Origin of the sequence: Actinoplanes sp. NPDC051513 (assembly GCF_044454685.1) — a bacterium.
GTDB lineage: Bacteria > Actinomycetota > Actinomycetes > Mycobacteriales > Micromonosporaceae > Actinoplanes.
This window is the reverse complement of sequence record NZ_JBITDW010000004.1, coordinates 494,459-514,562: the sequence shown is the minus strand read 5'-3', so window position 1 is coordinate 514,562 and position 20,104 is coordinate 494,459. Positions and strand designations below refer to the sequence as shown.

Genomic DNA, 20,104 nt, shown 5'->3' with positions numbered 1-20,104 from the left:
GAGCTTACGCATTTCCAAGGTCACAGCGCGTGTGCTAACGTTGCCGCAGTTGGACCCCGCGGATGTCGGCGAAAGCCCCCGCCTGGTTCTGGCCGAGAGCGAACCAGCCCGGCCACGTTTCTTTTCCACACGCCGCGAGCGTGCGCGTCGTCGTACGTGAAATGCGGTGTTTCTTGAGGAGTCCCTCGATGACCGATCTCGCTACACGCACACCCAAATCACGGCAGCAGCCGCCCGCCGAGACCGCCGATGTCGCCATCGACGCGCTCCTCGACATCGTCGACGACCGGGCCTGGCTGCGGGCCGACGGCTACCTGCCGGGGCCGCACGACATCCCCGTCGCCCACCACCAGGTCCGGCAGCTCGGCCTGCGCCGCGGCGACCGGATCACCGGCTTCGCCCGCACGCCGGGCAACCGCAAGCCGGCGACGCTACAGGTGGAGGCCGTCAACGGCCGTCCGCCCACGCGCCGTCCCGATTTCTACGAGCTGACCGCCCTCTACCCGCAGGAGCGGCTGCGCCTCGAGACCGACCCGAAGCTGCTGACCACCCGGGTCATCGACCTGGTCATGCCGATCGGCAAGGGTCAGCGGGCGCTGATCGTCGCGCCGCCCAAGGCCGGTAAGACGATCATCCTGCAGCAGGTCGCCAACGCGATCGCCCGCAACAACCCCGAATGCCACGTCATGGTCGTCCTCGTCGACGAGCGGCCCGAGGAGGTCACCGACATGCAGCGGTCGGTGCACGGCGAGGTCATCGCCGCCACCTTCGACCGGCCGCCGCAGGAGCACACCGCCCTCGCCGAGCTGGCGATCGAGCGGGCCAAGCGGCTGGTCGAGCAGGGCCAGGACGTGGTCGTGCTGCTCGACTCGATCACCCGGCTGGGCCGGGCCTACAACCTGATCGCGCCGGGCCGCGGGCGTACGCTCACCGGCGGTCTCGACACCACGGCGCTGTACCCGGTCAAGCGGTTCCTCGGCGCGGCCCGCAACATCGATGGCGGCGGCTCGCTGACGATCATCGCGAGCGCCCTGATCGAGACCGGCTCGGCCATGGACAACTTCCTCTTCGAGGAGTTCAAGAGCACCGGGAACGCCGAGCTGCGGCTGGACCGCTCGCTCGCCGAGGCCCGCCTCTACCCCGCGATCGACATCGCCGGCAGCGGCACCCGGCACGACGAGACCCTCCTGGGCCGCGCCGAGCTGGCCGTGGTCGCCCAGCTGCGCCGCGCGCTGACCGGGCAGGACCGCCGCGACGCCATGCGCCAGCTCCTCGACCAGCTGAAGAGCACCGCCGGCAACACCGAGTTCCTGCGCCGGGTGGCCCTTACTCTGACCCCGTGACCTCCGACTCGGCGACCATCGACGACATCGTCGCCGCGACACCGCACGTACGCTGGTCGATCTCCGTCGGCGGCGCCACCCATGAGCCCGGCCGCGTGCTCCGCACCGCCAGCGTCGGAAAGCTCCTCCTGCTCTTCGAGACCGCCCGCCGCATCACGGCCGGCGAGCTTGACCCGGCCTCGCCGCTCGCGCGCGATTCCCGGTACGCCGTCGCCGATTCCGGCCTGTGGCAACACCTGACGACGGGCGCGCTGCCGGTTGCCGACGTGGCCACGCTGATCGCGGCGGTCAGCGACAACTACGCCACCAACGTGCTGCTCGAACGCGTCGGCCTCGCGAGCCTCGCGACGCTGGCCGATCGCCTGGGCCTGCGGCACACGGCGCTGCGCGACCGGGTGCGTGACCACCGCGGCCCCGGGCACCCGGCGACCCTTTCCACCGGAACCGCAGCCGAGCTGCACTCGCTGATGCGGCGCCTCGCCCGCCGCGAGCTGCTCGATCCCGGGACGGACGCGCTGATCGACGGGTGGCTGGCGACCAGCACCGACCTGTCCATGGTCGCGAGCGCCTTCCGCGACGACCCGCTGGCGCATGCTCACGGCGTACGCAACAAGACCGGAACCGACGACGGCGTGCGTGCCGACGTCGGCTATCGCGGGGACCTGTCCTACGCGGTGCTGGCGAACTGGGATCCGGCCGCGGGCGACGCGACCGCCGAGGTGATGGACGGGATGCGCGCGATCGGTCAGTGGGCGATGCGCAGCCGGCCCGGCTGATAGGTGACGATGCCCTCGGCGTCCAGGTCGTAGGAGACCGCCGGGCCGTCGCCGCTGACCCGCAGCTTGTTGTCGCTGACCCGGTGGAACGCCGACTCGCCGGCCACGACCGTCAGCCACGGCATGCGCACCCGGATGGCCGGGGTGGTCGCCGCGGCCTCGCCCGGGCTGAGCCGCAGCGCGCGCAGCGCCCAGGTCTGGAAGATCGGCGAGTCGGTGAGCAGCAGCACCGCGCCCCGGTCGAGCCGCGACGGGTCGTCGATGCCCGCGCGCGGGGCGTCGACCGTGCCCGATTCCTCGACGCCGCAGGTCCACGCGCCGTCCGCCGTGCGCGACAGCGCCAGGTTGCGCCGCCAGCCACTGCCCTCGGTGGTGACGGTCAGCGCGCGCACCCGCCAGTTCCCGTCGAGATCGGCGTGCCAGCGCGAGGTGTACGGCTGCCGGCCGCCCACGACGATCGAGCCGGTCACCACGCCGGGCGCCACGCCGTCGCGCAGGACGAGCTCGGTGCCGACCGTGCCGGTCCGCTGCCAGACGAGCGGGCCGTGTGTGCGTGCCTCCGCCACCCGGCGCTGGGTGGCGGCGATTCCCGTGGTCATCTGCTCAGCCGCCTCGGTGTCAGGATTGGGGTGCATCTCCCAACCATTGCACCATGCAACCTTTGCCGCCAGGTTGCCACACCTCAAACTTCGTCCGCGCCCTCGGCGTTGCCGGCCCAGCCGAGCCACCACTCCTGCTCGGGCATCTCCCCCGCGGCCTCGGCGAACGCGGTCAGCGCCTCGGTCACCGCGGGCTGCCAGACCCCGGCCGTCTCCGCGACGATCCGCTCGAGCGCGGCCCGGCGCTGTGCCATCACCCGCTCGACGATCTCCTGCCCGGCGCGGGTCAGCCGCAGCCGCACCACCCGGCGGTCGTCGGTGGAGCGGACCCGCCGCACCAGGCCCTTGGCGACCAGGCGGTCGGTCATCCGGGTGCCGGTCGACGGGTTGACCTGGAGCTCGTCGGCGATGTCGGCGCTGCGCAGCGAGCCGCGGCTGGCCAGGACCACCAGCGCGCGCAGCTGCGGCAGCGTCACGTCGGTCTCGACCTGCGCGAGGGCCCGCACGGTCAGCCCGACGAAGGCCCGGCTGGCCCGCAGGAGGGCTTGCACGGTGATCTCGGGTGCGGACTGCAAAGGTTGCACAGGGACATCATTGCAGCAACGGTCCGGCTGCTTGTTTCACCGCTTCACCGCCTTTCGCCGCCTTTCGCCGCTTTCACCGCCTGAGGAGCCCGCGGCGGGCGCCTGAGCTGGCGCAGGTGGAACGTCTAGGCTGAGGCGTGCTTGAAGCGGGCAGCCGGCAGCGAAGCCAGCCGGCACCACCCCACGTCGTCTTCGATGTGCTGGCCGACCCCCACGGTGACCAAGCTCGGCCATGGCTGCTGCTCCTGGACGACGAGCAGCCACCGCAGCTGATCGATGCCGAGAAGCCGGCTTTGATTGTCTGGTCTTCGCTGTGGCAGAAGCGGCCCGATGCCCGCATCCGGTTCGACCTCGCATCCGACGGCGCAGCGGGGACCCAACTGCGGTGGACGCTGCTTGTCGAGGAGCCGATGCCCGATCCGTCGCTGCTCGGCCATCTGCGCAAGCGGCTCAACGAGCTGATCAACGCGAATCTGAGATACACGTTCGGCCAGTAGCCGGCCCACCCGGCCGGGCACCGCGCATCGCCCGCGGCTGGTGTTGTCGGATGGGCGCTGTTTCGGTGCGTGTTGGGTCGCGGCGTGCTACCGATCAGATCGATGGCGACGCTGGCTGGGAGGGCGCTCTGGGCCGGGCGGCCGAGGCGGAACCGTTGCAGCGGCGGGCGCAGAGGATCCGCAACGCCATTTGACGCGAACCCATGACCGCCGGATCGCGGTAGACACCGCCGACGGAAGATTCGAACAACGGAGCGCGATGATTTCTGCAGCCGTCTCCGGTCAATACATCGGAGCAGATTCAGCCGAGCCGCGGGAGGAACCGTGACCGAGCAGACCACCAGCGCCCTACCCCCGATCGTCGACCGGCAGACCTGGCAGGCCGCGCTCGACGAACTGCGTGTCCGGGAGAAGGCCGCCACCCGTGAACTCGACGCCATTGCTGCACAACGCCGGAGACTGCCGATGGTCGAGCTCCCGGACTACACGCTGATCGGTCCGGCCGGCCCCGTCCGACTGGTCGACGTATTTGACGGGCATTCCCAACTCATCGTCTACAACCACATGTGGTCCGACGGCGCGCAGTGGCAGTGCGGCGGCTGTACCGGGCTGACGTCGCAGTACGTCCGGCTGGGCTTCCTCGACCAATACGATGCCCGCTTCGTCATCGTCACCAACGGGCCCATCGACGAAGCGCTGGCTTACCAGGCCAAAGTCGGCAACAAGATGGACTGGTACTCGTCGTCGGAAAGCTCGTTCGGCGCCGACGTCGGGGCGCCGCCCGGCGCGGGCTTCGCGGTGAACGTGTTCCTCCGCGACGGTGACACGGTCTACCGCACCTGGCACACCGATGGCCGCGGTACCGAACAGCTCAGCTACACCTTCGCGTTGATCGACATCCTGCCGTGGGGCCGCCAGGAGGAATGGCAGGATTCGCCCGACGGCTGGCCGAAGTCGCCCACCTACTCCAACTGGCTCGACTCTCCCGATATCGCCCGGCTCTACGGCCCGAACGAATAGACCTGTAGGGATGCGGTCCAGCCTGCCTTGTCGGGGACCAGTTACGGTATCGGCCCGGGATCGACCGGGCGGCTGGAATTGTTGTACGAGTTCTTGGCGGCGACCACGGCTGCCTGGACGTTTTCGGGGTCGACGCCGTGTACGTTCAGCGGCGGGTGCAGGCGCCGGACAAGTTCGGCCTCGATGGAGGCCGGCTCTGCGTCCTCGGCCCAGGTCAGGCGTAGGTGCGCGTACATCCACGCGGTCAGCCGCGCCTCGTCCTCGGGGACCAGGACAACGCGATCGGTCCAGGTCGTCCGGAAGCCTTCCGACCCGAGGAGCCCGGCCAATGTGCGGCGCAGCGTCGAGCTGCCTGACCGCCTCAGATGGTTGCGCAGGATCCGGCCCCGTAGGCTGGTCGCTCGACCGAGATACAGCAGCCGTAGCGACGGGACGTTCACGTTCGGCGAGCCGGGCAGGTCGGGAAAGATCGAAGGAGCAGCCCACCACGCGTAGACACCGCTGCCACGGCTGAGTCTCTTGACGGCGACGTCGAGCCCGACCGGCTCGCCGGACAGCAGCCGCAGGGCCTCCTCCGCCCGAGCCCGGTCGGTTGGGACGTCGTCGAGTCGCTTTTCGGGAGTGGTCATCGAGGCCATGCTAGGCGTCCGGCCAGTCGCGACCGGGCGCCAGGGGTAAACCGCGCGCACTGCGGCCGCGTCAAGGGCGCACGATTCCTGATGGGCCTGAAGACGGAACAGCCCGCGGCAACTCATCGGATGAGTTGCCGCGGGCCGCGGGTGAATCAGGGCGCCGGGTAGTCGGTCACGAAGACCGGGACGCCGATCTTGGTGGTGTCGGCCGCCTCGCCCACGCCGTTGACCACGTGGTCGATCGTGCCGGCGCTGAGGTTGACGGTCATGATGTGGTGCAGTTTCACGCCGGGACGGTTCGGAACCTCGAAGCCGTTCTCGGTGTGGATCGACGGGTTGTTCTGGTTGAACACGTACACGCCCGCCCCGTACAACTTGTGGGTCTTGACCTTGTCGCCCACCTTGTACCCGGCGTAGCCCTCGACGTCGCCGTTCATCCAGTCGGCCTGGGTCGGCGGATCGTACGGGAGCTCGTTCTGGTACAGGATGGTCGTGCCGTTGTCGCCGTTCCAGGTGGTGTTGTACTTCTGGAAGTGCTCGACGAACAGGCCGGTCGCGGTCACGTTGTCGCCGTTGATCACGGCGCCCTGGCGGCCGGTGTTGGTGTTCCACCGCTCGGTGTCGCCACCGGTGAAGCCCTCGACGCCGTGGTCGGCGCGCCACACCCAGGTGTGGTCGATGAGCACGTTGTCGCTGTTGACCTCGAGCGCGGTGTCGGTCTTGCCGATGTGCGGGCCGCCGACGCGGAAGTACACGTCGGACAGCGTGGTCGGGTTGCTCGGCGAGCTGAAGTTCAGCCCGTGCTTCGTGCCGACCTGCAGCAGCGTCTTCGACTCCTTGGCGCCGGCGTCGATGGTGACGCCCGCGACGATCGCGCCGGGCACGTCGGCCACCTTCAGCGGCGTGGCGCCGTTGACCGCGGTGAGCGTGGCGTGGCCGATGCCGAGCACGACCTGGTTGGGCCAGAGCACGTTGATGCTCTGCCCGATGTGGTAGACGCCCGGCGTGAGAAGCAGGTTCTTGCCGAGCAGCAGGTTCGCGTTGATCAGCCACACCGGGTCGGACGGCTTCGCGATGAAGAAGTCGTTGAGCGACACGGTACGGCCGGCGGTGATCCCGTTCGCCCAGGAGACGCCGCTGGTGTTCTTCTGCGCCGACGGGACGCGGACGTTCCACTTGCCCTTGCCGTCGACGAAGAGGTACGGCTTCTCCCGGCTGACCGGGGTGGTCGCCACGGTGGTGTACGGCGGGTTCGGGAACGCCGACTCGTCGGGCGCGCCCTCGACACCGGAGAACACCTGGTTCCACACCGCGTTCGTCCAGCTGTCCACCTTGCTGTTGCGGGTCAGCCACTGCTGCTGCGACCCGTTGAGCACGGTCGGGAACCGGGAGTCGGCGATGTAGCCGCCACTGGCGTACTGCGGGCCCGCGGTGCAGTAGTCCATCAGCGAGAACGTGCCGCCGGTGACGTCGAGCCGCCGCAGCGAGACAGCCTGCGAGACGGCCCAGAAGTTGGTGTTCCCGGCGCGGCAGCCTTCCTGACCGGTCCCGTTGATGTGCAGGGACAGGTTGGACAGCGTGCGCCAGAAGTTCACCAGCGCCAGGCAGTTACTGGTGCCGTTGTTCTCGAGGCACCGGTTGTAGACCTCGATCTTGCCGTTGATCACGACGTCGTCCGGGCTCGCGCCCAGGCCGGCGACCTCGGTGTAGTAGCCCACCTTGAACTGCAACGGCTTGGCATCGGTGCCATAGGTGCCGGGCTTGAACAGGAACGCGTACCGGTCGGTGCTCATCTCGGCGTCGGTCTGCTTGACCGCCGCCGCGTCGAGCGCCGCCTGAATCTGCTCCACCGGCATGCTCGGGTCGAAGATGGTGACATTGCTACCCAGGGCCGGCGCGGGCGCCGGCTTGCTGGAGTGCGCTTGCGCGGCGGTTCCGCTCAGCGAGCTGACGGTGACCACCGCCAGCCCTATCGCGAAGAGCCGCCCGAACTGCCGGCGGACCTGCCGCCCGGCGCGTGTCGTCATGCTGGAGGGGTCCTTCCCGTCATGTGCTTGCAACAGACTGGACACAGATGGCTACATACGGCCGCGACTGTCAAGGCCGCGAAGATCGGCAATAACGCAGGCTTCGGACATCTCGGCCCGGTTCCGGAACAGGAACTGCCCGAAAGGCCGCCGGAACCGGTACCGGCGCACCTCACCCGGCGCGTGTACTGGGCCGATGACCACCCTCACCGAGGTGGGGCGGAGGGCGGGGTTTCGCTCGCCACCACGTCCCCGGCGTACATGTCGTGATCGTCACCGCGAAGGTGAGGGCCCGACGCTTCCACGACGGGCTCGGCTTCGAGGTGCTTCCGGTGCCCTCACCTACTTTGGCCTGCGAATCGGGACCTGATCCCGCACCCGCGCGTTGTCCACAGCAGCAGGTTGTCCACAGGCCGACGCCACCCACCCCACGATCAACCCACTTTTCGGCGATAATGACTGGCGGGGGCTCCCCCAGTGGAGGGCGGGCCTGCGTGATCTTCGCGAATTCCAGGCTCTCCTGGAGTCGACGACGTTTTCCGGCGCGAGCGGAAATCATTTGTTTCTGCGTCGGTGGCGTCCTGCCGAGTTGATGTTTCCGAACTGGGATGACGGCGATGGAAATGCTTCTGCCGAACCCAAGTCGAATACATGCGTGGCGTGGCCGTCGGCGCGAGGCCGCAATGGCGCCGGACACGATGGCAACCGGAACGAAAACGCTGTGAGTCGAAAGGCGACGGACGGTGAAATGCCGTGTGAGCCACGGGCCGGGCGGTTTGTTGTCGCGCCTCCGGGGTGCTGGGCGGCGGCAGCGCCGACATAGGGGACGGCCGTGCCACCGGCGTGGGAGGCGGGCGTTGCATCGGCGTGCCGGAGGGCCCCGCTACCGACGTGCGAGGAGAGCGCTGCACTGCCGTGCCGGACGGTCGCGCTACCGCCGTGCGACGCGGGCGCTGTACCGCCGGGCCGGACGATTGCGCCACCGGCGCGCGAGGCCGGCTCTGCACTGGCGTGCCGGACGACAGGGCCACTGGCGTGCAAGGCGGTCGCGCCACCGGCGTGCCGAGCGGCAGGTGGGCCGGCGTGCCGGGTGGTCCTGCAACCGGCGTGTCGGGCGGGTGCTGCGCCGGCCTGCGGGGCGGTTGCTCCGCCTGCGTGTGCAATGGCGCGATGCTCGGTGCTGGTCCTTGACGAGCGGTTTCCGCGCACGGGTTGCTCCCAGTCGGCCGCCGGTTCCCCGCTGCCTGCCCACTTGCGGGGCTGGGCGCCTGCTTCACCCCCGGTCCAGCGGCTTGCGCGGTGCGGGAGCGCTGCGGCTGTTGCCGCGGCGGGGTGCATGCCGGGCCAGTCGGGCGGGGCCCAGCCGAGCCGGTCGGGCCGGTCGGGCGGGGCCCGGTTGGGCCAGTCGAGCCGGGCCCGGTCGCGGGCAGCGCAGTCTGCCCGTTACCGCCGCCGTGGCTGAGCCGCAGCTTCTGCGCGTGCCGTTGCGCAAGACCCCATTCCCGATGCCGGGCATGCTCACGGCGAAACTCTTCTGCCTCCGGAGAATAGCTGCGCGACGCACTGCGATCACGCATCTTGGCCAATTGGCTCGTGGTGAAGAACTGCAGCTGCCGCATACCAGCATTATTTCACTCCCGGGAATCCAGCGGTAAGCCCCAGCCATCGGTCGATCATGCCAAATCTCAACCGGTGCCATTCTCGATTTGGTACTCGACAATGAAAGCGATTCCCCATACCCCGCCGCCGGGCCACTTACCAAAGAAGGACGGGCCGCGCGAACCGTGACCGAGCAGGCGCCGGGCCATGGCAACCCGGCCGCGCCACCACCCGCCGGCGAACCGGCCGCACCCGCCACCGCCCGAAACCGGCTGCACCCACCACCGCCCACGGCAGTTGCCGTAACCACCCACGGCAGTTGCCGTAACCGGCCACGCCCACCGGTGTGCGTCGGGCGGCCGTGATGAATTGCGGCGCGCTTCGCGCATGAACTCATCGACATCCGATGCCTGGTGGCGGGTGCGGGGCGGCGGGCGGAGAAGGTTGTGAATGGGTCCGCTACACTCCCCGGACCATGTCGACGTATGCGCTGGTGACGAAGGCCGACGCGGGGTCGGTGACCGACGCCGTGCGGGCTGGGCGCACGGGCGGGTATGTCGTTGCCGACCCGCTCGGGGCGATCGTGCTGTTCGATCCGCCTGGGCGCAGCTACTCGTCGACGAGCCGGCTCGCCAAGCCTGCTTGCGCCCTCGTGCGGCACACGGGCACGCCGGCCTGGTTGCTTCTCTGCGACGAAGAGCTGGCCGAGGCCGTCCTCCTCGATGACGAGGGCGAGTCGTCCCTTCAGTGGGCGGCGAGCTGGGAGCCGGCGTCGGATCCGGCTCGCTATCTCGCGGAGCGGCAGGAGTGGGACGCCTACTGCGGTGACCTCGCCACGCGCTACGGCCGGGCCGAGGTGGGGCCGGCGTTGGCGATGGTGCGTAACGACCCGGTGCCGGGCGAGCAGCGGATCCCGCTGCCCGACCTGCTGCGGCGGCTGTGCGCGGTCTTCGACCTGCCCGACATCGCGGTCGGGAGGTCCCTGCTCGACAACGACGAGCCGGGCCTGCACGATGCGCATCGCGTCGAGGCCGCCGCGCCCGCCGGCGTGTGGCACCGGCTGTTCGCCCGGGCCTGACCGTGATCGACCTCCCGCGCGCCGTGTACGCGACCCCGGACCTGATGTGACCGACTCCTTCTACGCGGTGCGGGCCACCCCGCACCGGATTGCCAGGCTCTGCGGTCCGCCGGCGGCCGCGGCGGTCATCGCCTCGTACGACGGGTGGTCGCGCCTCGACCGCGACCCGGGCGAGATCGGCGGGCTGACCCGGGGCTTCGGCTGCGCGCTGAGCTTCGAGCCCGATCTTCGCGTCGTCACCTATTCGCCGGACGGCTCGTCCGCGTCGGGGTTCGAGGCGGCTGCGCTGCCGGGCGGCTCCGGGCTGTTGCGGCAGGCGCTCACCTACTCGGATCCGCGCTACACCGAGCGGACCCGCCTCGCCGATGCCTGCCGCGCGCTCGGCGTGCCGGTCGCTCTGCTGGCGGCGCCCGCGCTTTCGCCGACGTTCGCGCCTCCGCCTACGGCCGCGCCGACGCCACCGCTTTCGCCCACGCCCACGACGGCGCGCACAGACACACCCCCGCCCACGACGGCCCGCGCAGACACACCCCCGCCCACGACGGCGCACGCAGACACGCCCACGCCCACGACGGCCCGCGCAGACACACCCCCGCCCACGACGGCCCGCGCAGGCACGCCTACAACGGCGCACGCAGACACGCCCACGCCCCCGTCGTCGCTCTCGTTGTGGCCTCTGCCCTCGCCGAGCACCGGCGTTGTGCTGGCCGGGCCCACCGCCCACGCCGACGCCGGGCTGACCGGCCAATCCGCGTGGACCGTGCCCCTCTCGCCCCAATGGACGCTCTACTTCTGGGACGGCGACGGCCGCCAGACCCCGCCCGCCAACGCGGCGCTCGCCCTCGCCGGGCGGCATCCGGCGGTCGCCTGCTGGTGGTCGGCCGAGGCGGCCGGGTTCGTCGTCGCGCATGGCTCGAAGCGCGTCGCCGGGCATCAGTGGGGTGGCGGGCCGGCGCCCATCACGCCCGAATCCACGGCCGCGGCCGGACGGGTTCTGGCGGCCGATTTCGGCGTACCGGATCAGGCTCTTGCGGTGATCGGCCTGTTGCGCCGCACGGACCTCGCGCCCCCGGACGCGCTCGCGTCGCTCTTCGGTCTGCTCGGGCTGCCGGACGTGGGAGCCGGGCACGCCACCACCGCCTCGCTCGCCGAGTGGGCGGCGACCCTGCCCGCGGCCGTGCATACGCCCCGGATGACCACCATGGCCGCGATCCGGTCGGAGCTGGTCGGCGCCCGCGCGCTCTGGCAGCGCCTGCTCAACGGGGCGATCGCCGTCCTGATGTTCCTGGCCACCGCTACCCTCGCGCTCGTGTGGCAGTGGGGCGGCATCAGTGGCTGGTGGGTGCTTCTCGGCGCGCTCACGACGCTCAGCTACGCGTGGGGGCTGCGGCCGCGGCGGCCCTGACCGGCGATGACGCCGACCCTCCTCCGGAAGTCGTAGACGCAAGACCCGCCTCAAGCCGGACGTGCCGGATCTCGCGGATCCCTACCGTTGAAGACGACACCGATCACGGGAGGATTCGATGACGATGCGACAGGACGCGTGGAGCGGGACAGTAGTGAAGAAGTCCCGGGCCTTGCTCGACGGCTCCAACCTCTACCGGCGCCTCAAGGTCCGGCTCGACGACGGCACCCAGCTGGACGTCAAGGTGGATCGGGAGGTGTGGAAGCAGCTCGCGGTGGGTGACCGGCTCGTGAAGCAGCAGGGCCAGGACCCGCGCCGCGGCTGACCGTCACCCCCGGGCGACGAGGTTGCGCAGCGGGCGACCCTCCCGGAAGGCGGCGAGGTTCTCCAGGATCAGGGCCGGAGCGCCGAGCGGCCGCCCGCCCGCCGCGTGGGGCGAGATGATGATGTCCGGCTCGTCCCACAGCGGCGACGAGGCCGGCAGCGGCTCGACCTCGGTGACGTCGAGGGCCGCGCCCGCCAGGCGGTGACCGCGGACGGCGTCGAGCAGCGCGGCCTCGTCGACGGTGGCGCCCCGCCCGACGTTGATCAGCCACGCGTGCCGGGGCAGCAGGGCGGCCACCGAGGCGTTGAACGCGTGCCGGGTCGCCGGGGTGGCCGGCAGGATCATGATGAGGACGTCGGCGGTCGGCAGCAGCGCCGGGAATTCCGCCTCGGTCACCACCGTCACGCCGTGCCGGGCGCCGGCCGTCCGCGCGACACCCGTGACCCGGGCGCCGAGGCCGGTCAGCAGGGGCGACACGGCCGCCGCGATGCTGCCGAAACCCCAGATCACGATGTGCGCGTCCCGTACCGTACGGAAATTCTCGTGATCACGCAGCGGTTGATTGCCGCCCAGCTCGCCCGCCCACCGATGCCCGATCTGCGCGCGTGCCATCAGGTTGAGGCGGCGCGCCGCCGCCAGCACCAGCGCGAGCGTGTGCTCGGCGACCGTGCGATCGTGCAGGCCGCGGCCCGAGGTCACCAGCACGCCGGGCGCGAAACCGGCGGCGAGCACGGCGTCCGGACCCGCGGCGAGCGTCTGCACCCAGCGCAACCGCTTCATCCGGGCGGCGGCGTCGCGCAGCTGCGACTCCGGGTTGCCCCACACGACCAGCACCTCGGCGTCGGTGTGCTCCTCGGGGATCGGCTCGTCGACGTCGTACGAAACCCCCTCGGGGAGGGTGAGATCCGAGAGGTCGACGTTGCCGGGCAGAAGCACCTTCATGCGTGCTCACCCTGCCATGCCTCGAGCAGCCCGTCGATCTTGGCTCGGTGGGCCCGTTCCCAGTCGTCGAGCGTGAGCGCCGCGTCGGCCTGAAATTTCGCCTCGGCCGCCTGCAGAGCTTCCGGCAAGGAGGATGAGGGAACGACGACAACGCCCTCCTCGTCCGCCACGACGAGATCGCCCGCTTGCACCGCGACGCCGCCGCACCGGATCGGCACGTTCAGCGGCAGCGCCGCCGCCTTTCCGCCGGGAATGGGAATCACGCCGCGCGCCCACACCGGAAAGCCCATCTCCCGGATCTCGCCGATGTCGCGGATCAGTCCGTCCAGCACGAAACCGGCCACGCCGTTGCGCTGCGCCACCGCGCAGACGTTTCCGCCGGCGAGAGCGTAGTCGAGGTCGCCCGACTCGACGACGATCACCGAGCCCGGCTCGGCCCGGTAGATCGCCGCGTGCAGCATCAGGTTGTCGCCCGGCGGGCAGCGCACCGTGAACGCCGGCCCGGCGATCCGCGGCGGCGGCGACCAGAGCGGCCGGATCGCCGCGTCCATCACCTGCCGCCGGTCGAGCACGTCGGCGAGCGTGGTCGTGGGGAGGTCAGCCATGCGGCCAACCTACCGGTCAGTTGCGGACCTCGCGCCCGTGCGCCACGAGGGCGTAGATCACCAGCACGTCGACGGCGATGAGGATGGTCGACCAGACCGGGTACGCGGCCAGGAACAGCAGGCTGGAGAAGGCGCTGACCAGGGCGATCAGTACGCCTGCGACCCGCGCCCACATCAGGCCCAGGAAGATCCCGGTGCCGGCGGCGATGGCGATCGCCCCGACGACGACGTGCAGCCAGCCCCACACCGTGTAGCTGAATCCCAGCGCCAGCTCGGCCGCCCGCGCCTTGTAGAAGCTGTCGTCGGCGAGGGCCACGATCCCCTCGATCACGTGGAAGATCCCGAGCAGGACCATCATGATCCCGGCGAACGCGAGGATGCCCACCCACCCGGTCATCCCCGGCACGGAGGCCGGTCGGCCCGGCCGTTCGGTGGCGTAGCTGCTGTGCATGGACATGGTGACCATCGTGTGGCGTCGTCGCGTGCGGGCGCGCCATCCGCGGCGGATGATGCCGGTATGGCGACGGCGGAGTCAGGCTGCGGTGATGGTTGACCTCGGCACCGTGCCCGCCGGGCGGCGATGGCTGGCCCGCCTCACGTTCCTCACCGCCGCGGTGGCCGTCGTGCTGGTTCTCGCCGGCGCCGGCCTCGCGGCCAGCATCGGGCTGCTGCTGATCGCGGCGATCGGCATGGTGGTGACGCTGGCGGCCGGGTGGTGGTTCCTCACCCACCGCGGGGTGATGCGATGGCTGAGCGCCCTGGTCGCGGTCGCCGCTCCGGTCACGGTGCTCATCTCGTACGCGAGAGCGTCGTTGATCTGGGTTGTGGTGCTGTTCGCCCTGCTCTGGGCGGGCACGGTCGCCGCCGGCCGGGCGGCGCTGATCCATGCGCACCACCACAAGCCGGAGGAGTTCGGCACCCCACCGCCCACCCGCCCGTTCCTGATCATGAATCCGCGCTCGGGCGGCGGAAAGGTCGCCCGCTTCGAGATCGACTCCCGCGCCCGCAAGCTCGGCGCCACCGTTTTCCTCCTGGACGGCAGCGGCGGCGAGGTCGACGTGTCCGCGGTGGCCCGTCAGGCCGTGGCCGACGGCGCCGACCTGCTGGGGGTGGCGGGCGGCGACGGCACGCAGGCCCTGGTCGCCGCCGTGGCCGCCGAGTGCGGCGTCCCCTTCATGGTGATCTCCGCCGGCACCCGCAACCACTTCGCCATGGATCTCGGCCTCGACCGCGCCGACCCGTCGACCTGCCTGGACGCCCTCGACGACGGCGTGGAGCTGCGCATCGACCTGGGCCGGGTCGGCGACCGCGTCTTCGTCAACAACGCCTCATTCGGCGCGTACGCCACCATCGTGCAGAGCCCCGCCTACCGGGACGACAAGACCGGCACCACGCTCGAGTTGCTGCCCGACCTGCTCACCGGCCACCAGGGCCCCGTTCTGCGGGTGACCGCCGGCGCTCTCACGCTGCTGGGCCCGCAGGCCGTCCTGGTCAGCAACAACCCCTACGGCCTCGACGACCCCGCCGGCCTGGGCCGCCGCTACCGCCTCGACGGCGGCGAACTGGGTCTGCTGGCCGTCCACGTGCGCGGCGCCGCCGACGCCGCGAGCCTGATGTTCGGCGGCCGCCCCGGCACCTTGACCCGCACGCAGGGCACCGGCATCGAGATCGACTCGGACACACCGTCGCTCCCGGTCGGCGTCGACGGCGAGGCGCTGATCATGCCCACCCCGGTCCGCTGCACGATCTCACCCGGCGCCCTGCGCGTCCGCGTCCCCCGCCGCCGTCCCGGCGTGCCCGCCCCGCCACCCGAGCTCGACTGGACGCGCCTGCGGCACCTGGCCCTGGGCCGCGGATGAGCTCACCCCTGGTCATCGCCCACCTCTCGGACCTGCATCTCGGCGCCCACGTCCCCGCGTCGGTGGCGGCGATCGCCGACGAGGTAGGCGCGTTCCACCCCGACCTGACGGTCGTCACCGGCGACCACACGATGCGGGCCCGGCCGCGCGAGTTCCTGCAGGCCGTCGACGTGCTCGACAAACTGCCCGTGCCCCGCCTGGTCGTCCCCGGCAACCACGACCTGCCGCTGGTGAGCCCGCTGCGCGTGACCGCGCCGTACGCCCGCTATCGCCGGTGGATCGGCGAGGACAACGCGGTGGCCCGCCTGCCGGGCCTGACGGCCCTGGGCATCAACAGCATGCCGTGGTGGCGCTGGAAGAGCGGTCGCGTCACGCACGCCCAGACGACCACGTTGCGCCAGGTGATGGGTCAGGCTTCGCCCGATTCCGTACGGGTGCTCGCGCTGCACCACCCGCCCTTCGCCGGCGGCCTCGCCCGCCTGGTGGGCCGTTCCCGCCTGACCCGGGCCCTGCGCGCCGCGCGGGTCGACATCGTGCTGGCCGGCCACACCCACGTGCCGTCGGTGCATCAGTCGCGGCACGGGCCCCTGGTCGTGATTGCCGGCACGGCGACCAGCTACCGGGTGCGCGACGTCCCTCGTTCGTGGACGATGCTGCGGGTCACGGCGGAGGCTGTCGAGGTGCACGAGCGCTTCGAGTCCGAGCCGGGCGCGTGGCACACGGGCCGGGTGGTCCGCCACCTGCGCCGCCCACACTAGGCTGCGATGCGGATGCGAAGGAGACGAGCTCGTGCTGACGCAGGTTGCCGAGGGTGTGCTGGTCCACGAGAGCGAGTTCTGCCAGAGCAACGCCGTTGTCGTGCGGGGCCGGGCCGGCGTGGTGCTCATCGACGCCGGGGTGCTCGAGGGCGAGATGGCCTGCCTGGCGAGCGACTTGTCGGATCTGGGGCACACCGTGGTGGCAGGCTTCTCGACGCATCCGCACTGGGATCACCTGCTCTGGCACGGCGGGCTCGGCGCGGCGCCCCGGTACGGCACCGCGCGCTGCGCTGCGACGGCCCGGGATCGGCTGTCGGGCGGGATCGATGCGCGCCGGTTCGGCATCCCCGAGGAGGTATCCCTGGACCTGCTCGGCCTCGTCACCGGCCTGCCCGCCGGGACGGCGCGGATCCCGTGGGACGGCCCGGGTATCCGCATCATCGAGCATCAGGCGCACGCCCTGGGGCATGCGGCGCTGGTGATCGAGGAACGCGGGGTCCTCGTCGCCGGCGACATGCTGTCCGATGTCCTGATTCCGATGCTCGACCTGAGCGGCGCCGCCGATCCGATCGAGGACTACCTCACCGCGCTGCGGTTGCTCGAGGGCGTGGCGGGCGACGTCGACGTCGTTGTCCCGGGCCACGGGTCTGTCGGCGACGCTCACCAGATGCGCGCACGGATCGAGCGGGATCGGGCGTACGTGCTCGCTTTGCGCGACGGCCAGGATCCCAGCGACCCGCGGGTCGGTCCGTCGGCCGAGCCCGGCTGGGAATGGGTGGGCAGCGTGCACGCGGGGCAGCTGCAACGCCTCGCCCAGCGAAGCTAGTAGCCGGTGCCGGCGTCACCGGGGCCGCTGCCGGACAGCTGGATCGCCGCGACGATGGCCGCGATCAGGGCCGCGGCGATGACGATCCACATGACGATCCGTCGGGTGGTCACGGAGGACATTGTCCATCATCTCCAGCCGCCGGGCGACGGCCGGCGCGGCTGACTCGGGGGACCACCCGAACCGGTTCGTGTTCCGTGGAGAAGTCGGTGCGAGTACATTGACGGCGTTGGATCATTCGTCGATGTCCGGGATCGGACCTCATGCGTACCGTCTCGCCAGCACGGGTTCTCCTGGCCGTCGCCGTTGCCGCGCTGTCCACCGCGTTGCTGGCCGCGCCGGCCACCGCAGGACCCGGCGACCCGCCCTCGCTGTTCCCGAGCGGCCCGGCGATCGTGCGGGTGGGGCCCGGCATGACGGCGCCCAAGCCGGTGCAGGTCGAGATCCGCAACGACGGTGACCTGGCTGCCGGCGTGGTCGTGACGGTCGACGCCACCGATGTGCCCGAGGCGTTCGACATCGACCTGCCGGGTACGGATCAGGGCTGCACCACCGTCGGTGACGTCGCCCGCTGCGAGCTTGCCGAGCTCGGCTTCGGCGAGGCCCACACCTACACGTTCGGGGTGGCCGCCGCCGGCACAACCGCCGCCGAGGGGGCGGTGCGGGTGTCGAGCACAGCGGGCAATGCCCCGCAGGAGAACTCCACGACGATCGGCCTGGCGCTTGTCGCGGCCGGCGTCGACCTCGCGCTCGCTCCGGTCGTTCCCACGCCGCCCGGCTACTGGTCGCTGGATCCGGGCGACTCGGTGGACGTGCCCGTGCAGGTGCGCAACGACGGCGGCGCGGCCGCCACGGGTGTCGTTCTGCGTATCGGCACCCACGCGGAGGACGCGTCGACCGACATGATCCAGTTGGTGGCGCCCTACGACAACTGCACGGTTGACCCTGACCTGCACGACCTGACCTGCGCCTTCGACACGACCGTCGGCCCCGGCGAGACGTTCGCGATCGACCCGGCCACACCGGTACGTGCCAAGGTCAACGACGCGGCGCCGGGCAACAACTCGTACGCGGCGACCGTCGCCGTGAGCGCCGCCGCCGAGGTCCCGGCCGCGAAATCGGCCGGCCGGGTCGCCCGTCTGGTCCCCGTCTCCACGCTCGTGGCCGACCTCAACGGCTACGACAACTCCCAGGTGCTCATCATCACGGTCGAGGGTCTGCGGGCGGCCGAAGGAGTTGCGGTCGGCGCGACCGTGACGGGCGACATCGGAGACTCCCGGACCGTCGCGGTGGGCTTCCGCAATGACGGACCGGCGGCCGTGGCCGCGCGTGAGGGCAACGGTGGCGGTGCGCGGGTGCTCCTACCCGCCGGGCTCAAGGTCACCGGCATCTGCGACGGGTGCCGGCCGATGCGCGGCGCCGAGGTGCTGCCGCCCGACGACCTGCGCGGGCTGGAGTACGCGTGCCCGGCCGGCGGTTTCATCCTGCCCGGCGCCACCGAGTGGTGCCGGTTCGACGTCGAGATCGTCGCCCGGCCCGGCCAGGCGGGGTGGATCCGGATCAACTCCGGTCAGCAGGACCGCAATCCCGCCAACGACGTCGCCCCGATCCTGCTCGTCGTGCCGGGCGGCGGCACCGGCGGCGGTGAAGAGGGGTTGCCGATCACCGGCCTGCCGGCCGGGCCCACCGCGGGGGCCGGGACGATACTGGTCGGACTGGGGCTGGCCGCCCTGATCCTCACCCGTCGCCGCGGCGCTACCGGCCTGAACAGCGGCAGAGGTCGCGAAGCAGGCCGATCTCGCCGCCGTGGTGCATGACCTCGCGGTTGATGTGGACGATCAGCGCGGCCATCGGCTCCTCCCTTCAGCAGACCGGCCCTCGATGCGACGATCGCCGGAAATGGTTGGACGGCGTGACGGCCGGCTGGTAACTTCTCTCGCGCCGTGACGTTGTCCGAGGAGGTGAGACCCGTGAACGTTTGTATCGATGTGGGTGCTCCCCTCGTCGTCACGGGCCGGCCACTGACGTAGGTGTCGCCGGGAGCGCCCCACCAAGGCGATCCCGAAAGGCACCATCTATGAATCCTGTGGAATTCGGCCACGCCGTGCTGATCTCGCGCGTCGCGGCCGACCAGTGGCATGCGCTGGAGGACGACCTCGTGGTCGGCCGCGGCGAGGCGTCCCGCCGGGCCGACGGGCGGTTGTTCGTCAGCATCGACGCGTGGCACGGCGCGGCCTTCGACCGGCTGGCCGCGGCCATGCTGGCGGCCCTGCCGAGGCCGCTGCACACGGTGGTCGACGAGGCCGACCTCGACCTGACCGCCCGGTGGCAGCGCGCCGGCTTCACGATCCGGCGCCGCGAGTGGGAGTACGCCGTGCCCACCGACCCCGGCGCCACGGGCCTCGACGAGGCTCTGCCGCCGCCGGGCGTGACGATAGTGGCCTTCGGCCGCGCGGAAGAGGCCCCGCTACGCGCCCTGGACCGCACCATCCGCGACGAGGTCGAGGCCGCCGCCGGATGGCAGGACATGCCGGCGGAGGTGTTGACCCGCCCGGTGCTCGACCCGTCGAAGTACGCCGTGGCGGCACAGTCCGGCCACTACGTGGGTCTGCTGCGGGTCGCGACGGTGACCCGGCTCCCGCGGATCGGGCTGATCGCCGTCCGGGCCGACCGCCGGCGCCGCGGCATCGCCCGCGCGTTGCTGGCCCACGCGCTGGGCGCGCTGCACCACGTCGGCAAGGAAACGGCCGCGGCCGAAGTGACCGAATCCAACATGGCCGCCACGGCTCTGTTCGAGGGCATCGGCGCCCGGCGCGCCGGCAGCAACCTCGAACTGGTCCGGCGCTGACCGCGAACGACAGGAGGCGCCGACCATGGTGAGGAAATCGAACGGCATCGAGCTCGAGGGCACCGTCCTCGAATGCCTGCGCAACGCGACGTTCAGGGTGGAGCTCTCGAACGGCCACAAGGTGCTGGCCCACATCAGCGGAAAGATCCGTAAGAACTACATCAAGATCCTTCCGTTCGACCGGGTGCTCGTCGAGCTGAGCCCCTACGACCTGACCCGGGGCCGCATCGTCTTCCGCTACCGCGGCTGACGCGGTCCCCGGCGGTGGGGGGGGGGGGGGCCGCGCCCCCCCCCCCCCCCGGCCCGCGCCCCCCCCCCCCCCCCCCCCCCCCCCCCCCCCCCCCCCCCCGCCCCCCGGGGGGGGGGCGGGGGGGGGGGGCG

General features: G+C 71.3%; 20 protein-coding genes. 13 read left to right on the top strand and 7 right to left on the bottom strand.

Annotated elements, in window-relative coordinates; genetic code table 11:
• The first annotated feature begins 188 nt into the window (after window positions 1-188).
• Both rho and ACIA5D_RS16850 read left to right on the top strand, forming a co-directional pair.
• A complete protein-coding gene (gene rho, locus ACIA5D_RS16855; protein WP_396030836.1) occupies window positions 189-1,343 on the top strand; it encodes a transcription termination factor Rho in 1,155 nt (384 codons plus the stop codon).
• Window positions 1,340-2,119, top strand: a complete 780-nt coding sequence (locus ACIA5D_RS16850; RefSeq protein WP_396030835.1) for a serine hydrolase — start codon at window positions 1,340-1,342, stop codon at window positions 2,117-2,119. The genes rho and ACIA5D_RS16850 overlap by 4 nt, the downstream gene beginning before the upstream one ends.
• Here the strand turns inward: ACIA5D_RS16850 and ACIA5D_RS16845 are convergent.
• A complete protein-coding gene (locus tag ACIA5D_RS16845) occupies window positions 2,089-2,754 on the bottom strand; it encodes a putative glycolipid-binding domain-containing protein (protein WP_396030834.1) in 666 nt (221 codons plus the stop codon). The two genes, ACIA5D_RS16850 and ACIA5D_RS16845, sit on opposite strands and share 31 nt — an antisense overlap.
• A gap of 47 nt (window positions 2,755-2,801) precedes the next feature.
• Entirely contained in the window at window positions 2,802-3,302 is a 501-nt protein-coding gene (locus ACIA5D_RS16840) for a MarR family winged helix-turn-helix transcriptional regulator (protein WP_396030833.1), read from the bottom strand.
• A gap of 137 nt (window positions 3,303-3,439) precedes the next feature.
• Here ACIA5D_RS16840 and ACIA5D_RS16835 point away from each other — a divergent pair, with 137 nt between their 5' ends.
• Window positions 3,440-3,799, top strand: a complete 360-nt coding sequence (locus tag ACIA5D_RS16835) for a hypothetical protein (protein WP_396030832.1) — start codon at window positions 3,440-3,442, stop codon at window positions 3,797-3,799.
• Window positions 3,800-4,123: 324 nt separating this feature from the next.
• Window positions 4,124-4,819: a DUF899 domain-containing protein gene (locus ACIA5D_RS16830; RefSeq protein ID WP_396030831.1), complete on the top strand. Its 696-nt coding sequence runs from the start codon at window positions 4,124-4,126 to the stop codon at window positions 4,817-4,819.
• Between the two features lie 41 nt (window positions 4,820-4,860).
• Here the strand turns inward: ACIA5D_RS16830 and ACIA5D_RS16825 are convergent, their stop codons facing one another.
• Both ACIA5D_RS16825 and ACIA5D_RS16820 read right to left on the bottom strand, forming a co-directional pair.
• Window positions 4,861-5,448, bottom strand: coding sequence for a GIY-YIG nuclease family protein (locus ACIA5D_RS16825; RefSeq protein ID WP_396030830.1), 588 nt, complete (start codon window positions 5,446-5,448; stop codon window positions 4,861-4,863).
• A 155-nt stretch (window positions 5,449-5,603) separates the two neighbouring features.
• On the bottom strand, window positions 5,604-7,478 hold the full coding sequence (locus tag ACIA5D_RS16820) for an adenylyl cyclase (RefSeq protein ID WP_396030829.1): 1,875 nt from the start codon (window positions 7,476-7,478) through the stop codon (window positions 5,604-5,606).
• 2,074 nt (window positions 7,479-9,552) lie between these two features.
• On the opposite strand from ACIA5D_RS16820, the gene ACIA5D_RS16815 reads away from it, so the two are divergent.
• From ACIA5D_RS16815 to ACIA5D_RS16805, 3 genes are all read left to right on the top strand, one after another.
• Window positions 9,553-10,155, top strand: coding sequence for a hypothetical protein (locus ACIA5D_RS16815; RefSeq protein WP_396030828.1), 603 nt, complete (start codon window positions 9,553-9,555; stop codon window positions 10,153-10,155).
• A gap of 46 nt (window positions 10,156-10,201) precedes the next feature.
• Window positions 10,202-11,560: a hypothetical protein gene (locus tag ACIA5D_RS16810; RefSeq protein ID WP_396030827.1), complete on the top strand. Its 1,359-nt coding sequence runs from the start codon at window positions 10,202-10,204 to the stop codon at window positions 11,558-11,560.
• Window positions 11,561-11,678: 118 nt separating this feature from the next.
• Window positions 11,679-11,885, top strand: a complete 207-nt coding sequence (locus ACIA5D_RS16805; RefSeq protein WP_396030826.1) for a hypothetical protein — start codon at window positions 11,679-11,681, stop codon at window positions 11,883-11,885.
• 3 nt (window positions 11,886-11,888) lie between these two features.
• Here the strand turns inward: ACIA5D_RS16805 and ACIA5D_RS16800 are convergent, their stop codons facing one another.
• Genes ACIA5D_RS16800 through ACIA5D_RS16790 form a run of 3 tightly spaced genes read right to left on the bottom strand, consistent with a single transcriptional unit; the run spans window position 11,889 to window position 13,889 of the window.
• Complete coding sequence (locus ACIA5D_RS16800) at window positions 11,889-12,827, bottom strand: phosphoglycerate dehydrogenase (RefSeq protein WP_396030825.1); 939 nt, start codon at window positions 12,825-12,827, stop codon at window positions 11,889-11,891.
• Window positions 12,824-13,432, bottom strand: coding sequence for an RraA family protein (locus tag ACIA5D_RS16795; RefSeq protein WP_396030824.1), 609 nt, complete (start codon window positions 13,430-13,432; stop codon window positions 12,824-12,826). Before ACIA5D_RS16795 ends, ACIA5D_RS16800 begins: the two co-directional genes overlap by 4 nt.
• A 16-nt stretch (window positions 13,433-13,448) precedes the next feature.
• Entirely contained in the window at window positions 13,449-13,889 is a 441-nt protein-coding gene (locus ACIA5D_RS16790) for a hypothetical protein (RefSeq protein ID WP_396030823.1), read from the bottom strand.
• A gap of 88 nt (window positions 13,890-13,977) precedes the next feature.
• Here ACIA5D_RS16790 and ACIA5D_RS16785 point away from each other — a divergent pair, with 88 nt between their 5' ends.
• The 6 genes from ACIA5D_RS16785 (at window position 13,978) to infA (ending at window position 19,973) form a co-directional block, all read left to right on the top strand.
• Window positions 13,978-15,291, top strand: a complete 1,314-nt coding sequence (locus tag ACIA5D_RS16785) for a diacylglycerol/lipid kinase family protein (protein ID WP_396030822.1) — start codon at window positions 13,978-13,980, stop codon at window positions 15,289-15,291.
• Entirely contained in the window at window positions 15,288-16,049 is a 762-nt protein-coding gene (locus ACIA5D_RS16780; protein ID WP_396030821.1) for a metallophosphoesterase family protein, read from the top strand. The genes ACIA5D_RS16785 and ACIA5D_RS16780 overlap by 4 nt, the downstream gene beginning before the upstream one ends.
• A gap of 31 nt (window positions 16,050-16,080) precedes the next feature.
• On the top strand, window positions 16,081-16,875 hold the full coding sequence (locus tag ACIA5D_RS16775; RefSeq protein WP_396030820.1) for an MBL fold metallo-hydrolase: 795 nt from the start codon (window positions 16,081-16,083) through the stop codon (window positions 16,873-16,875).
• Between the two features lie 263 nt (window positions 16,876-17,138).
• On the top strand, window positions 17,139-18,692 hold the full coding sequence (locus tag ACIA5D_RS16770; protein WP_396030819.1) for a hypothetical protein: 1,554 nt from the start codon (window positions 17,139-17,141) through the stop codon (window positions 18,690-18,692).
• Between the two features lie 260 nt (window positions 18,693-18,952).
• Window positions 18,953-19,723 (top strand): GNAT family N-acetyltransferase, encoded by a 771-nt coding sequence (locus ACIA5D_RS16765; protein WP_396030818.1) that lies wholly within the window; start codon window positions 18,953-18,955, stop codon window positions 19,721-19,723.
• 25 nt (window positions 19,724-19,748) lie between these two features.
• Window positions 19,749-19,973, top strand: a complete 225-nt coding sequence (gene infA / locus ACIA5D_RS16760; RefSeq protein ID WP_396030816.1) for a translation initiation factor IF-1 — start codon at window positions 19,749-19,751, stop codon at window positions 19,971-19,973.
• The last annotated feature ends 131 nt before the right edge of the window (window positions 19,974-20,104 follow it).